Raw genomic sequence first — 13,215 nt, forward strand, 5'->3', positions numbered from 1 at the left:
GTGCACCAGTGCACATTGCCGCTGCAACGTTTTCGGAATATCTCTTGCGTATGCACAGCAGAGCGGTTTTCCGGGCATTGCAACGTGCCGCGCCCTCTGGCGCCGCCTGCGATGGGCGGTTCCGGCGTGCTGTGCATAAATGCACAACCGGTGGGCGTGGCGTTGTCTATTCAACCAGTTTCATCCGAGGCACACTCCGATCATGCGAAACGTACCTGAACGCATAACACCAAACAAAATCAGGAGACATTCAATGCGTGTTAGCAAGCCGAAACTGCACCACCCCGCCCGCTCCGCCATGTCCATTGCCGTGCTCATGGCAATGTACGGCAGCACGATCGGGGTCGCCCATTCCCAGGAAGACGCGGACACTGCCCCCGCCGCGTCCGCCACGGAAGACATCAGCAAGGTCGTCGTGACCGCTCGCCGCCGCGCCGAATTGATCCAGGACGTGCCGGGCGCGGTGACCGCGCTGTCCGGCGCCGAACTCGAAAAACAGGCCATCCCCGACCTCACCGCGCTCACCGACAAGGTGCCGAACACCACGCTGAAGACGTCGCGCGGCACCAACACCACCTTGACCGCCTTCATCCGCGGCATCGGCCAGCAGGACCCCGTGGCCGGCTACGAGCAGGGCGTCGGCATCTATCTCGACGACGTCTACCTGGCGCGTCCGCAGGGCGCCCTCACCGACATCTACGACCTCGAACGCATCGAAGTGCTGCGCGGTCCCCAGGGCACGCTGTACGGCCGCAACACGATCGGCGGCGCCGTCAAGTACGTGACGCGCAAGCTCGCCCCGAAACCCATGCTGGACGCGAAGGCCACCGTGGGCAACTACGGCGAGGCGGACCTCGTCGTCAAGGCCAGCACGCCCGTGACGGACATCCTGCGCCTCGGCGGCACGCTCGCCACCTTCAACCGCAACGGCTTCGGCCACAACGTCCTCACCGGCCAGCAGAACTACAACAAGGACCTGTGGGCCGGCCGCATCAGCGCGGAACTGCTGCCGACCAGCGACCTGTTCGTGCGCTTCGCCTACGACCGCACGGTCGACGACTCGCAACCGCGCCAGGGTTATCGCGTGACGGCGGGCCCCGCGCCGGCCAATATCCAGCCGCTGCCCGGCCTGTACGACACGCGCGCCGACCTGTACTCGGTGGTCGGCCACAAGCAGCAGGTGATCAACCAGGGCACGTCGCTGCTGATCGACTACACCATCGATCCGACCCTGTCGTTCAAGTCGATCACCGCCAACCGCAAGTCGGAATCGTATGCCCCGATCGATTTCGATTCGCTGGAGACGCCGCTGTTCGAGGCACCCGCGATCTACAGCGACCACCAGACCAGCCAGGAATTCCAGCTGACCTACACCGGTTCGCGCCTGCAGGGCGTGGCCGGCGTGTTCTACATGAAGGCCAACGCCTTCAACAAGTTCGACGTCCTGTACAACGCCGCCGGCGGCCTGTCGCTGCTGACGTACGACGACATCGACACCCGCACGTGGGCCGCCTTCGCCGACGCCAGCTACAGCCTGACCGACACGTTCAACGTCACGGTCGGCGGCCGCTACACGGACGACCAGCGGCGCGCGCGCATCTTCAAGCAGACCTATCTCGGCCTGGGTGGATCGGCGTTGCTGGGCAATCCGGCCGCCTTCGCGTTCGGGCCGCCGAACACCAATCTCGGCAAGGATGACCTCGACCGCACCGACAAGAAGTTCACGCCCAAGGTCGGCATCGGCTGGAAGTTCGCGCCGGACCACAATGTGTACGGCACGTTTTCCAAGGGCTTCAAGGGCGGCATGTTCGATCCGCGCATGGACCTGACGGCATCCGGCGGCCCGAACACGGCGGCCTCGCTGGCCAAGCGCCGCGGCGTCGATCCGGAAGAAGTCAGCACCATCGAGCTGGGCCTGAAGTCGTCGATGCACGGCGGCCGCCTGCAGACGAATGCCGCGGTGTTCTACACCGACTACAAGAACGTCCAGATTCCCGGCTCGATCCCGACCTTCGACGCGAACGGCAACGTGAACGGCTTCGCCGGCACGCTGACGAATGCCGGCAAGGCGAAGATCGACGGCCTCGAACTGGAAATGATCGCCTACCTCACCAACGCGCTCAGCGTCAGCGCGATGTACAGCCACATCGATGCCAAGTACAAGGAATGGTATGTCGCGAACGGCGCCAACCTGGTCAATATCGCGGGCAGCACGGAGTTCCAGAACACGCCCAAGAACGCCGCCAACCTGTCCGTGAACTACGACTGGCCGCTCGCGCTGGCGGGCCGTTCGGGCACGCTGAGCCTGATGAACAGCATTGCCTACAAGAGCAAGGTGTACCAGACCGAGATCGCGCGCCCGACCGGCGTCCCCAGCCTGGATGCCACCATTCCCGGCAACCTGGCGCTGTCCCAGGGTGGCTTCGGCCTGTGGGACGCGGGCCTCGTCTGGACCAGTGCCGACCGCAAGTACCAGGTCGGCCTGCATGGCCGCAACCTGACGGACAAGCGCTACAAGGTGGCCGGCTATAACTTCTCCGGCTTCTTCAATTCCGTCACCGCGTTCTATGGCGACCCGCGCAGCGTCCGCGCGACGCTGGACGTGAAGTTCTGATCGTCCGTCCGGACCGCGAGGAGAGCTCCCGCCGGGGCTCTCCGCCGAGGCGCCCCACGCTCGACGCTCGACGCGCCAGTCAACAAACCAAACGGTCACATGTCCACCTACACCGACATCACCTTCACCAGTGACGATGGCTTGTCGCTGCACGCACGCGACTACGCGGGCGCGGGCGGGCCGGCGCGGCTGCCCGTGATCTGCATCCACGGGCTGACGCGCAACGCGTCCGACTTCGACGAACTCGCCCCGCGCATCGCCGCGCTGGGACGCCGCGTGCTGGCGCTCGACGTGCGCGGCCGCGGCGAGTCGCAGCGCGATCCGAATCACGACAACTACACGCCGGGCGTCTACGCCGGCGACGTCGTCCGCCTGGCGTCCGACCTCGGCATCGCGCGCGCCGTATTCATCGGCACGTCGATGGGCGGGCTGATCACCATGACGCTGGCGGCGCGCCGCATCGACCTGGTGGCCGCCGCCGTGCTGAACGATATCGGCCCCGTCATCTCGGAAAAAGGCCTGGCGCGCATCACCGGCTACGCGGGCCGGACGGGCACCGTGGGCTCGTGGGAAGACGCCGCCGGCTACGTGCGCGACATCAACGCCTGCGCCTTCCCGGACAACGACGCCCCCGAATGGGACAAATGGGCGCGCCGCGCCTTCGCCCCGGACGCCGCCGGCCGGCTGGCGCCCCGCTACGACCCGAACATTGCCATCGCCCTGCAAACCGGTAAACTCAGGCCGACATCGCTGCCGCTGCGGATGGCGTTCCGCAAGCTCACGCACGAGCGCCCGGTCCTGCTCGTGCGCGGGGCGCTGTCCGACCTGTTGGAAGAACGGCAAGCCGCGTGGATGCGGCGCGCGGCACCCGCGATGGCCTACGTCGACGTGCCGAACGTCGGCCACGCGCCGATGCTGACCGAACCCGTAGCGCTGGACGCCATCGTGAAATTCCTGGCCACTGCACCGTAGGGTGGACACCCCGTGCCCACAAACATGGAGACAACATGAAACGCCTGATCAAACCCCTGCCCCTGGCCCTGTTCGCCGCCTTCGCCCTGACGGCAACGGGGTCCGCCCTGGCCGCCCCGGACCTGAAGGTCGCCCTGATCGCCGGCAAGACCGGCCAGCTGGAATCCTATGCAAAGGAAACCGAGACCGGCTTCATGCTGGGCCTCGACTACCTCACCGGCGGCAAGATGGAAATCAACGGCCGCAAGCTGAAAGTGATCGTCAAGGACGACCAGGGCAAGCCCGACCTCTCGCGCACGCTGCTGGCCGAGGCCTATGGCGACGACAAGGTCGACATCGCCGTCGGCACCACGTCGTCCGGCGCCGCGCTCGCGATGCTGCCGGTCGCAAAGGAATACAAGAAGGTGCTGATCGTCGAGCCGGCCGTCGCCGACGAGATCACGGGCGCCCGGTGGAACAAGTACATCTTCCGCACCGCGCGCAATTCGATGCAGGACGCGCTGGCCGCGGCCTCCACGCTGAAGAGCGGCAGCATCGCGTTCCTCGCGCAGGACTATGCGTTCGGCCGCGACGCCATCAAGGCCGGCAAGGAAGCGCTGGCCGCGACCGGCAGCAAGGCCACCGTCGTGCACGAGGAATACGCCCCGGCCGCCGCGACCGATTTCACGGCGCCCACGCAGCGCCTGTTCGACGCGCTGAAGGACAAGCCGCAGCCGCGCGTGCTGGCCATCGTCTGGGCCGGCCCGAACCCGATGAACAAGATCGCGGAGATGAAGCCGGAACGCTACGGCATCTCGCTCGCGCCGGGCGGCAACATCCTGCCCGTGATGAAGACGTGGAAGGCGTACGCCGGCACCGAAGGCACCATCAATTACTACTACGGCTTCCCGAAGAACAAGATGAACGACTGGCTCGTGGCCGAGCACACGAAGCGCTACAAGGTCCCGCCCGACATGTTCACGGCCGGCGGCATGGCGGCGGCGGCGGCCGTCGTCGCGGCGCTGCAGAAGGTCCCGTCCGGGAATGGCGACCAGATGGTGACGGCGATGGAAGGCATGTCGTTCGAGACACCGAAGGGTACGATGACGTTCCGCAAGGAAGACCACCAGGCGCTGCAGCCCATGTACCACTTCCGCATCAAGAAGGACCAGAAGAACGAGTGGGACCTGCTGGAGCTGGTGCGCGAGATCCCGGCCAGCGAGCTGCCGCTGCCCATCCGGAACAAGCGCTGACATGACGGCCACGCACGCCGCGCCCGCGCCCGCACTCGTCACGCGCGACCTCACCATCCGCTTCGGCGGCCACGTGGCCGTCGACGCGGTGACGGCCGAGTTCTATCCGGGCACCCTGACCGTGATCGTGGGCCCGAACGGCGCCGGCAAGACGACCTATTTCAACCTCGTGTCGGGCCAGTTGGCGGCGACGTCCGGCAGCGTGACCGTGCGCGGCCAGGACGTCACCCGCCTCGGCCCCGCGCGCCGCGCCCGCCTGGGCGTCGGGCGCGCGTTCCAGCTGACGAACCTGTTCCCGCACCTGACCGTGCTGGAAAACGTGCGCCTCGCGGTGCAGAGCCGCGCCGGCATCGGCATGCGCATGCTGTCGCTGTGGTCCGGCCACACGGAAGTCATCCAGCGCGCCGAACACTACCTGGAACGCGTGGCATTGACGCCCCGGCGCGGCGCGCTGGTCGGCACGCTGCCGCACGGCGACCAGCGCAAGCTCGAGGTGGCGATCCTGCTCGCGCTCGAGCCGGACATCCTGATGTTCGACGAACCCACGGCCGGCATGAGCGTGGACGAAGTGCCGGTCGTGCTGGAACTGATCCACCAGGTCAAGGCCGGGCGCGACAAGACGGTGCTGCTCGTCGAGCACAAGATGGACGTCGTGCGCGCGCTCGCCGACCGCATCATCGTGCTGCACAACGGCGCGCTGGTGGCGGACGGCGAGCCGGCCGAGGTGATGCGATCGAAAATCGTGCAGGAGGCCTATCTTGGCACCCCTGAACCCGCATGACGTCCCGGACATGAAGCTGCCCATGAGCGAACCCATCCTGACGCTGTCCGGTGTCCACACGCACATCGGCCAGTACCACATCCTGCAGGGCGTCGATCTCGTCGTGCCGCGCGGCGGCCTGGCCGTGCTGCTGGGCCGCAACGGCGCCGGCAAGACGACGACCCTGCGCACCATCATGGGCCTGTGGAAGGCCAGCCGTGGCGCCATCACGTTCGACGGCCGCGACATCACGACGCTGAGCACGCCGGACATCGCCCGCGCCGGCATCGCCTACGTCCCGGAAAGCATGGCGGTGTTTTCCGAACTGACGGTGCGCGAGAATTTATATCTCGCCGCCCGCAACGGCCCGCTGGACGCGGCGCGCGTGGACTGGATCTGCGGCTTCTTCCCCGCGCTGAAGAAATTCTGGAACTACCCGGCCGGGAATTTGTCGGGCGGGCAGAAGCAGATGGTGGCCATCGCGCGCGCCATCGTCGAGCCCAGGAAGCTGCTGCTCGTGGACGAGCCCACCAAGGGCCTCGCCCCCGCCATCGTGCAAAGCCTGATGGCGGCGTTCCGCGACCTCAAGGACACGAGCACGACCATCCTGCTCGTCGAGCAGAATTTCAACTTCGTGCGCACGCTCGGCGACAGCGTGGGCGTGATGGACGACGGCCGCGTCGTCCACGCCGGCCTGATGCACGACCTGTCGCACGACGAAGCCTTGCAGCAACGCCTGCTGGGCCTGTCCCTCGACTCCCACCAATGAACAGGAAAACCACGTGAGCGCAACCTTACCGATCGCCCAGGCGGATGCCCCGTTGCCGGCCGCGCGGCGCGACATCGCCCCGCTGCTGCTCGTGCCGGCCGTCGTGCTGGCGGCGCTGCCCTTCATGAGCGTCCCGACGTGGGTCACCCTGACCGTGGCCGGGCTCGCGATGGGCATGATGATTTTTATTATGGCCAGCGGCCTCACGCTGGTCTTCGGCCTGATGAGCGTGCTGAACTTCGGCCACGGCGCCTTCGTCTCGGTCGGCGCCTTCACCGCGACCTTCGTCCTGCTGCCGATGCGCGGCTGGCTCGAGACGGATTCGCTGCTGGCCAACCTCGGCGTGCTGGGCCTCGCCGTGCTGCTCGCGATGGTCGTGACGGGGCTGCTCGGCTGGGCGTTCGAACGGGTCGTCATCATGCCCGTGTACGGCCAACATCTGAAACAGATCCTGGTGACGATGGGCGGCATGATCGTGTCCGAGCAATTGATCAACGTGATCTGGGGCGCCGACCAGATCGCCCTGCCGCTGCCGGCCGCCCTGCGCGGCGCCATCTTCCTGGGCGACGCCGCGATCGAGAAATACCGGCTGCTCGCCGTCGCCGTCGGCCTCGTCGTATTCGCCGCGATGTTCCTGACCCTGAACCGCACCAAGATCGGCCTGCTGATCCGCGCCGGCGTGGAAAACGGAGAAATGGTCGAGGCCATGGGCTACCGCATCCGCCGCCTGTTCGTGGGCGTGTTCGCAGCCGGGTCGGCGCTGGCGGGCCTGGGCGGCGTGATGTGGGGCCTGTACAAGGAGACGCTGGTGGCGCAGATGGGCAGCGAGATCATGGTGCTGACCTTCATCGTCATCATCATCGGCGGCCTCGGTTCCGTCGGCGGCTGCTTCATCGGCTCGCTGCTGATCGCCCTCGTCGGCAACTACGCCGGGTTCCTCGCGCCCAAGGTGGCGCTCGTCTCGAACATCGTGCTGATGATCGCCGTCCTCCTGTGGCGCCCGGCCGGCCTGTATGCGAAAGGACGCCACTGATGCTGATCCGCGTTCTTTCCGGCGACTTGCCACGCAGCCGACTGCTGTCCGCGATCCTCGTCGCCATCCTGCTCGGCCTGCTGTTCGCGCCCTTCCTCTTTTCCGGCGCGCGCCCGCTGAACACGGCGGCCACGATCTGCGTGTACATCGTCCTCGTCGCCTCGTACGACCTGCTGCTGGGCTATACGGGCATCGTCTCCTTCGCCCACACGATGTTCTACGGCATCGGCGCGTACGGGGTGGGCATCGCCCTGTCCAGCGTGGACGAGCCGACGTGGAGCGCGATCGTCGTCGGCTTGGCTGCCGCGCTGGCACTGACGGTCGTACTCGCCTTCGTCGTCGGCCTGTTCGCGCTGCGCGTGCGCGCCATCTTCTACGCGATGATCACGCTGGCCGTGGCCTCGTCGTTCTCGGTGCTCGCATCGCAGCTGTCGGATTTCACGGGCGGCGAAGACGGCCGCACGTTCAGCGTGCCGGAACTGCTGTCGCCCGGCCACACATTCGTGGACCACGACGTGTTCGGGCGCGCCGTCGACGGCAGGCTGATCACCTATTACATCGTGTTCGCGGGCTGCCTCGTGCTGTTCCTGTTCCTGCTGCGCCTCGTGAATTCGCCGTTCGGCAGGGTCCTGCAGGCGATCCGCGAGAACGAATTCCGCGCGGAGGCCCTCGGCTACCGCACCGTCGTCTACCGCATCTGGGCGAACGTGCTGGCCGCGGTCGCCGCCGCGCTGGCGGGCGCGCTGATGGCCCTGTGGCTGCGCTACGTCGGGCCGAAGACGAGCCTCGGCTTCGAGATCATGACGGACATCCTCCTGATCGTCGTCATCGGCGGCATGGGCACGATGTACGGCGCGGTCGTCGGCGCGACGCTGTTCATCCTCGCCCAGAACTATCTCAAAGTGCTGATGGGGCAGGCGTCCGCGATGGTGTCCGGCGTACCGCTGCTGGCCGCCGCCCTCCAGCCGGACCGCTGGATGCTGTGGCTGGGCGTGCTGTTCATTCTCTCGATCTATTTCTTCCCGATCGGCATCGTCGGCAAGCTGCGCCTGCGCCGGGCCGGGCGTTAATTCGGCAAACATCCTCGTGGGCACCCCGTGCCCACGAAGCATCACCTCATCGTTCCTCCCCGCCAGACCGCGTCAAGCACTCATCGGTCCCACCCGACAGTACCTCCGATTTGTCCAGGCTGTTCGTTAGCTAAATATCAAAATTCATTGTCATCCGACTCATAAGATGAGCCCTGCTATGGCCTCGTCGACCAGCCAGCGCGAGCGGTCCACCATCCTACTGGCTTCCATGAAAGGGCTTCCATGAAACCCGTAAAAACCTTGTACGCGGCGGCGGCATTGGCGCTGTCGCTGGCCGTGCCGGGCGCATCGAGCGCCCGTGCGGCCGGGGTCGAAGTGCTCAACGAAGGATTCGACAATGTCGCGGCCCTTGGCGGATGGGCCCAGGTCAATAACAGCGTCCCGCCCGGCAGCGGCTGGTTCCAGGGCAACGGTGCGCTGTTCCCGGCCCAGTCCGGCGCACCGGATGCCTACGCGGCCGCCAACTTCCTCGGCGCCGCGAACGGCAGCGGCAGCGTCGACAACTGGCTGATCACCCCGGTCCTCGACCTGTCCGGCACCACCACGCTGAGCTTCTACACGCGCCACGACGACCTGCCCGGCTTCAACGACATGCTCGAAGTGCGCTACGCATCCGGCGCGGGCACCGATGTGGCCGACTTCTCGACCCTGCTGGCGACGGTCGGCGGCGCGGCCAATTACCCGACGGACTGGCAGCAGTTCACGGCCACCGTCACGGACAACGGCAGCGGCCGCTTCGCATTCCGCTACCTGGGCCCGGCCGATACCCTGAACTATGTGGGCCTCGATACGGTCTCGGTCGTAACGGCGGTACCGGAACCGGCGCACTGGATGATGCTGGCGCTGGGCCTGGGCATGTTCCCCCTGCTGCGCCGCGAGTCGCGCCTTTGATCGGAGAAACGCCATGTCCAAGCAAAAACTGCTCACCATCGGTACGCTGGCCGCCCTTTGCCTGATGGCCGTTTTCTCGCTGCATGCCAAGGCCGCCGGCCAGGAAGGCATGGTCGTCGTGCGCGATCCGCAAACGGGCAAGATGCGCGCCCCGACAGCCGACGAACTCAGGGAATTGCGCGCCAGGGCACCGGCGTCCGCCGGCCTGGCGGCGCCACGCGCGCCGAGTCCCGTGAGCCGCAGCGACGGCTCGCGCGGCGTGCGCCTGGGCGACAAGACCATGGTCTACGACGTCGTCACGCGCGGCCCCGACGGCAAGCTGACGAGCGAATGCGTGCACGGCGAGGCCGCGGTCGGCCATGCCCTCGACCACAACCACGGGGAGAAAGCCCATGAAAGCCGCTGAACCTTCGCCGCTGCGGCGGGCCCTTGGCGCCGCCGCCTGCGTGGCCGCCGCCTGCGCCCTCGCCCTGGGCGGCGCCGCGCCGGCCCGGGCCGCGGCCACCATCGTGATCGTCAACCAGAACGATGCCGGGATCGGATTCAACGACCCGACCCCGGCCGCGCCCGTCGGCGGCAATCCCGGCACGACGCTCGGCCAGCAGCGCCTGAACGCGTTCCAGCGCGCGGCCGAACTCTGGGGCGCGACGCTCACGAGCAGCGTGCCGATCCGCATCGGCGCCTCGTTCGTGCCGCTCGCCTGCACGGCCACGAGCGCCGTGCTCGGGTCGGCCGGCGCCTACGAGATCTGGTCCGATTTCCCGCAGGCGCCGCGCGCCGCGACCTGGTATCCGAGCGCGCTGGCCAGCAAGCTGGCCGGCGAGGACATCTCGACGCCGGGCGCGCCGCACATCGTCGCCCGCTTCAATGCGCGCCTCGGCCTGTTCCCGGACTGCCTGCCCGGCTCCGGCTTCTACCTCGGCCTGGACGACAACTTCGGCGACCAGATCGACCTCGTCACGGTCCTGCTGCACGAGTTCGCGCACGGTCTCGGCTTCCAGACGTTCACGGACGACGAGACGGGCGCCGAAATCCAGAGCATCCCATCGATCTGGGATTACTACCTGCTGAACAATCGCACTGGCAAGCTGTGGGTGGAAATGACGGACGCCGAACGCGCCGCCTCGGCCGTGACATGGCGCGGCCTGTCCTGGAACGGCCCCATCGTGACGGCCGCCGTGCCCCAGGTACTGGCGCCCTCGTCCAACCTGGCCGTCGGCGGCAGCGCGGCCGGGCAGGCCGCAGGCAACTATGCGGTCGGCGATGCGTCGTTCGGCCCGCCGCTGTCCAATCCGCCCGTCGCCGGCCAGCTGATGCCCGTCGTCGACCAGGCCGACGGCACGGGCCTCGCCTGCGATCCGCTGAACGCCCTGAACGCCCTCGCCGTGCACGGCAACGTGGCCCTCGTCGACCGCGGCTCGTGCGACTTCGTCACCAAGGCCCGCAACGTGCAGGCCGCCGGGGCGCTGGGCATGATCGTCGCCGACAACCAGCCGGGCGACGTGGCCGGCATGAGCGGCACGGATCCCGCCATCACGATCCCGTCCGTGCGCATCACGCAGGCCGACGGCGTCGCGCTGAAGGCCGTCCTGCAGCGCCGCTCGCGCACGCAGTCGGGCGTCGTCGCCAGCCTCGGCCTCGACACGACCCGCCTCGCCGGCACCGACAACGCCGGACGCATCCTGCTGTACACGCCGACGACCTACTCACCGGGCTCGACCGTGTCGCACTACACGACGGAGGCCAAGCCGAACCAGCTGATGGAACCGGCGATCAACGACGACCTCACCCATGCGGTGGCGCCGCCGCGCGACCTGACCTTCCCGCTGCTGCGCGACATCGGGTGGTGAGCGGGCGGCGAGGCCGCCAATGACAAAGGGCCGCTCACCCGACGGTGGCGGCCCTTGCCGAGGACGGTGCGGGCACCGTCGGCGTCTTACTTGGCGCCCGATTCGTGGTTCTTCACGCCGGTGAGGATCTCTTCCTTGGCCGCATCCGGACCTGCCCAGCCTTCGACCTTGACCCACTTGCCCTTTTCCAGGTCCTTGTAGTGCTCGAAGAAGTGCTGGATCTGGCGCAGGGTCAGTTCCTGCACGTCCTCGACCTTCTGCAGGTTCGCGTACACCGGCAGGATCTTTTCGACCGGCACGGCCAGGATCTTCGAGTCGCCGCCGGCTTCGTCGGTCATCTTCAGCACGCCCAGCGCGCGGCAACGCACGACGACGCCCGGGATCAGCGGGAACGGCGTGATCACCAGCACGTCGCACGGGTCGCCATCGTCGGCGATCGTGTTCGGGATGTAGCCGTAGTTGCACGGATAGTGCATGGCGGTACCCATGAAGCGGTCGACGAAGATTGCGCCCGATTCCTTGTCCACTTCGTACTTGATCGGGTCGGCATTCATCGGGATTTCGATGACGACGTTGAAGTCGTTCGGCACATCGCGGCCGGCGTTGACGTTATTCAGGCTCATGGATAGTCCTTGGTTGCAGGGGAAACAATAAAACAACGATTATAACGAATCGCCTTGGGCTTGTGCGCCGCACAAGGTCCCAAAGGAATGGGATAAGCCGTCGTCATCGTGCGCGGCCACGAGTGGCGGCAGGGTGCATGAGCGTCCGCGGGCACGAGCGCCGGCGCGGACACCCGTCCGTCACAGCACCGTCGCCAGCGCGCACTGCCGGTAATGGTTGTCGGCGTCTTCCCGCTGGCCCAGGGCTTCGTGCAGCTGGGCCAGCTTCAGGTGGGCGTCGCGCACCATGTGCGGCTCGGTGGCGTCGGACAGCGCCTGCTCCAGGTAGCGCTGGGCCTTGCCCCACAGTTTCTGGCGCAGGCACAGCGAGCCGAGCGTCAGTTCCAGCTCGGGGTCGTTCGGATGGGCGCGCAACCAGCTCTCGCAATTCTCGATCTGCGCGAGCAAGGTGCTCGACCCTTCCGGACCGGCCGCTTCGCGGTAGGCGCGCACGACGCGCTCGTCCCAACCGGCCTTGAGCGCGTCCTCGACGATGCCGCGGGCCTCGTCGTGCAGGCCGCGCGCATTGAACGCGGCGGCCGCGCGGGCCGCGATGTACGGCTTGACGCGGTCGCTGCCCGGCACCGAGCCCCACACGCGGCGGATCGACTCGGCGTCGTGGCCGCCCTCGGACAGCAAGGCGTCGTAGGCGAGCTCGCGCAGCCTGCTCGACAGGGCCGGATGCAGCGCATTGCGCTTGTCCAGCGTGCGCACGAGGCGCAGCACCTCCGGCCAGTTGCGCGCCTGCTGGTTGGCCTTCATGGCCCACTGCAGCGCGTGGATGTGGCGCTGGCCGCTGGCGTTCAGTTCCGCCACGGCTTCCAGCGCGCCTTCCGGCTTGTGGTCGTCGACGAGCAGTTCCGTGACCGTCATCAGGCGCGCCGTCTTGAGCGAGGGGTCGGGCGCGATGCCGGCCAGCCACACGTCGCGCCGGGCCGGTTCGCGCATGCGGTGGGCGGCGCGCGCCGCGATCAGCGCGGCGAGACCGGCATTCTCGGGCAGGTCGGCGGCGCGCCTGGCGGCCTTTTCGGCGTGGCCGAAGCGGCCCTCGAACAAGGCTTTCAGGGCCTCGCGCAGGCCGCGGTTGGCGTCGCGCTCGCGCTTGCGGAAGCGGTACTCGGCCACGCGCCCGGGCATGTCGAGCGTGGCGCGCACGGCCCGCGCCAGCAGGTACAGCACGAGGAACAGCAGGGCCGTCAGGACGACGAACAGGTTCAGCGACAGGTCGATCCGGTGGGGCGGATAGAAAAAGACGACGTTGCCGGGATTGAAGCGCGCAGTCACGGCGATGCCGATCGCCGCGGCCATCAGGGCGACTAACCAGAGAAGTAAACGCATCGT

12 protein-coding genes are annotated in these 13,215 nt (G+C 67.5%); 10 read left to right on the forward strand and 2 right to left on the reverse strand.

What is annotated here, in order from left to right:
* The first annotated feature begins 253 nt into the window (after positions 1-253).
* From U9J41_RS16040 to U9J41_RS16085, 10 genes are all read left to right on the forward strand, one after another.
* Complete coding sequence (locus U9J41_RS16040; RefSeq protein ID WP_322403188.1) at positions 254-2,614, forward strand: TonB-dependent receptor; 2,361 nt, start codon at positions 254-256, stop codon at positions 2,612-2,614.
* 99 nt (positions 2,615-2,713) lie between these two features.
* On the forward strand, positions 2,714-3,586 hold the full coding sequence (locus tag U9J41_RS16045; RefSeq protein ID WP_322403189.1) for an alpha/beta fold hydrolase: 873 nt from the start codon (positions 2,714-2,716) through the stop codon (positions 3,584-3,586).
* Between the two features lie 35 nt (positions 3,587-3,621).
* Complete coding sequence (locus U9J41_RS16050; RefSeq protein WP_322403190.1) at positions 3,622-4,818, forward strand: substrate-binding domain-containing protein; 1,197 nt, start codon at positions 3,622-3,624, stop codon at positions 4,816-4,818.
* A gap of 1 nt (position 4,819) precedes the next feature.
* Positions 4,820-5,599, forward strand: coding sequence for an ABC transporter ATP-binding protein (locus U9J41_RS16055; RefSeq protein ID WP_322403191.1), 780 nt, complete (start codon positions 4,820-4,822; stop codon positions 5,597-5,599).
* Positions 5,600-5,621: 22 nt separating this feature from the next.
* Complete coding sequence (locus tag U9J41_RS16060) at positions 5,622-6,347, forward strand: ABC transporter ATP-binding protein (RefSeq protein ID WP_322403302.1); 726 nt, start codon at positions 5,622-5,624, stop codon at positions 6,345-6,347.
* A gap of 13 nt (positions 6,348-6,360) precedes the next feature.
* Positions 6,361-7,380 (forward strand): branched-chain amino acid ABC transporter permease, encoded by a 1,020-nt coding sequence (locus U9J41_RS16065; protein WP_322403192.1) that lies wholly within the window; start codon positions 6,361-6,363, stop codon positions 7,378-7,380.
* Positions 7,380-8,450 (forward strand): branched-chain amino acid ABC transporter permease, encoded by a 1,071-nt coding sequence (locus tag U9J41_RS16070; protein WP_322403193.1) that lies wholly within the window; start codon positions 7,380-7,382, stop codon positions 8,448-8,450. The genes U9J41_RS16065 and U9J41_RS16070 overlap by 1 nt, the downstream gene beginning before the upstream one ends.
* A 243-nt stretch (positions 8,451-8,693) precedes the next feature.
* On the forward strand, positions 8,694-9,362 hold the full coding sequence (locus tag U9J41_RS16075) for a choice-of-anchor J family PEP-CTERM protein (protein ID WP_322403194.1): 669 nt from the start codon (positions 8,694-8,696) through the stop codon (positions 9,360-9,362).
* A 13-nt stretch (positions 9,363-9,375) separates the two neighbouring features.
* Complete coding sequence (locus U9J41_RS16080) at positions 9,376-9,768, forward strand: post-PEP-CTERM-1 domain-containing protein (protein WP_322403195.1); 393 nt, start codon at positions 9,376-9,378, stop codon at positions 9,766-9,768.
* Positions 9,755-11,212 (forward strand): PA domain-containing protein, encoded by a 1,458-nt coding sequence (locus U9J41_RS16085; protein WP_322403196.1) that lies wholly within the window; start codon positions 9,755-9,757, stop codon positions 11,210-11,212. The genes U9J41_RS16080 and U9J41_RS16085 overlap by 14 nt, the downstream gene beginning before the upstream one ends.
* Positions 11,213-11,298: 86 nt before the next feature.
* Here U9J41_RS16085 and ppa read toward each other — a convergent pair whose 3' ends face one another.
* A complete protein-coding gene (gene ppa, locus U9J41_RS16090; RefSeq protein WP_322403197.1) occupies positions 11,299-11,835 on the reverse strand; it encodes an inorganic diphosphatase in 537 nt (178 codons plus the stop codon).
* Positions 11,836-12,015: 180 nt separating this feature from the next.
* Positions 12,016-13,212 (reverse strand): heme biosynthesis protein HemY, encoded by a 1,197-nt coding sequence (locus tag U9J41_RS16095; RefSeq protein WP_322403198.1) that lies wholly within the window; start codon positions 13,210-13,212, stop codon positions 12,016-12,018.
* Between the last annotated feature and the right edge of the window lie 3 nt (positions 13,213-13,215).

The sequence above is a fragment of the Massilia luteola genome (genome assembly GCF_034420155.1).
GTDB lineage: Bacteria > Pseudomonadota > Gammaproteobacteria > Burkholderiales > Burkholderiaceae_D > Telluria > Telluria luteola.

Bases quoted from the DNA above. Each gene is read 5' to 3' on its own strand.
- U9J41_RS16040 (WP_322403188.1), top strand. From the start codon at position 254: ATGCGTGTTAGCAAGCCGAAACTGCACCACCCCGCCCGCTCCGCCATG.
- U9J41_RS16045 (WP_322403189.1), top strand. From the start codon at position 2,714: ATGTCCACCTACACCGACATCACCTTCACCAGTGACGATGGCTTGTCG.
- U9J41_RS16050 (WP_322403190.1), top strand. From the start codon at position 3,622: ATGAAACGCCTGATCAAACCCCTGCCCCTGGCCCTGTTCGCCGCCTTC.
- U9J41_RS16055 (WP_322403191.1), top strand. From the start codon at position 4,820: ATGACGGCCACGCACGCCGCGCCCGCGCCCGCACTCGTCACGCGCGAC.
- U9J41_RS16060 (WP_322403302.1), top strand. From the start codon at position 5,622: ATGAGCGAACCCATCCTGACGCTGTCCGGTGTCCACACGCACATCGGC.
- U9J41_RS16070 (WP_322403193.1), top strand. From the start codon at position 7,380: ATGCTGATCCGCGTTCTTTCCGGCGACTTGCCACGCAGCCGACTGCTG.
- U9J41_RS16075 (WP_322403194.1), top strand. From the start codon at position 8,694: ATGAAACCCGTAAAAACCTTGTACGCGGCGGCGGCATTGGCGCTGTCG.
- U9J41_RS16080 (WP_322403195.1), top strand. From the start codon at position 9,376: ATGTCCAAGCAAAAACTGCTCACCATCGGTACGCTGGCCGCCCTTTGC.
- U9J41_RS16085 (WP_322403196.1), top strand. From the start codon at position 9,755: ATGAAAGCCGCTGAACCTTCGCCGCTGCGGCGGGCCCTTGGCGCCGCC.
- ppa (WP_322403197.1), bottom strand. From the start codon at position 11,835: ATGAGCCTGAATAACGTCAACGCCGGCCGCGATGTGCCGAACGACTTC.
- U9J41_RS16095 (WP_322403198.1), bottom strand. From the start codon at position 13,212: ATGCGTTTACTTCTCTGGTTAGTCGCCCTGATGGCCGCGGCGATCGGC.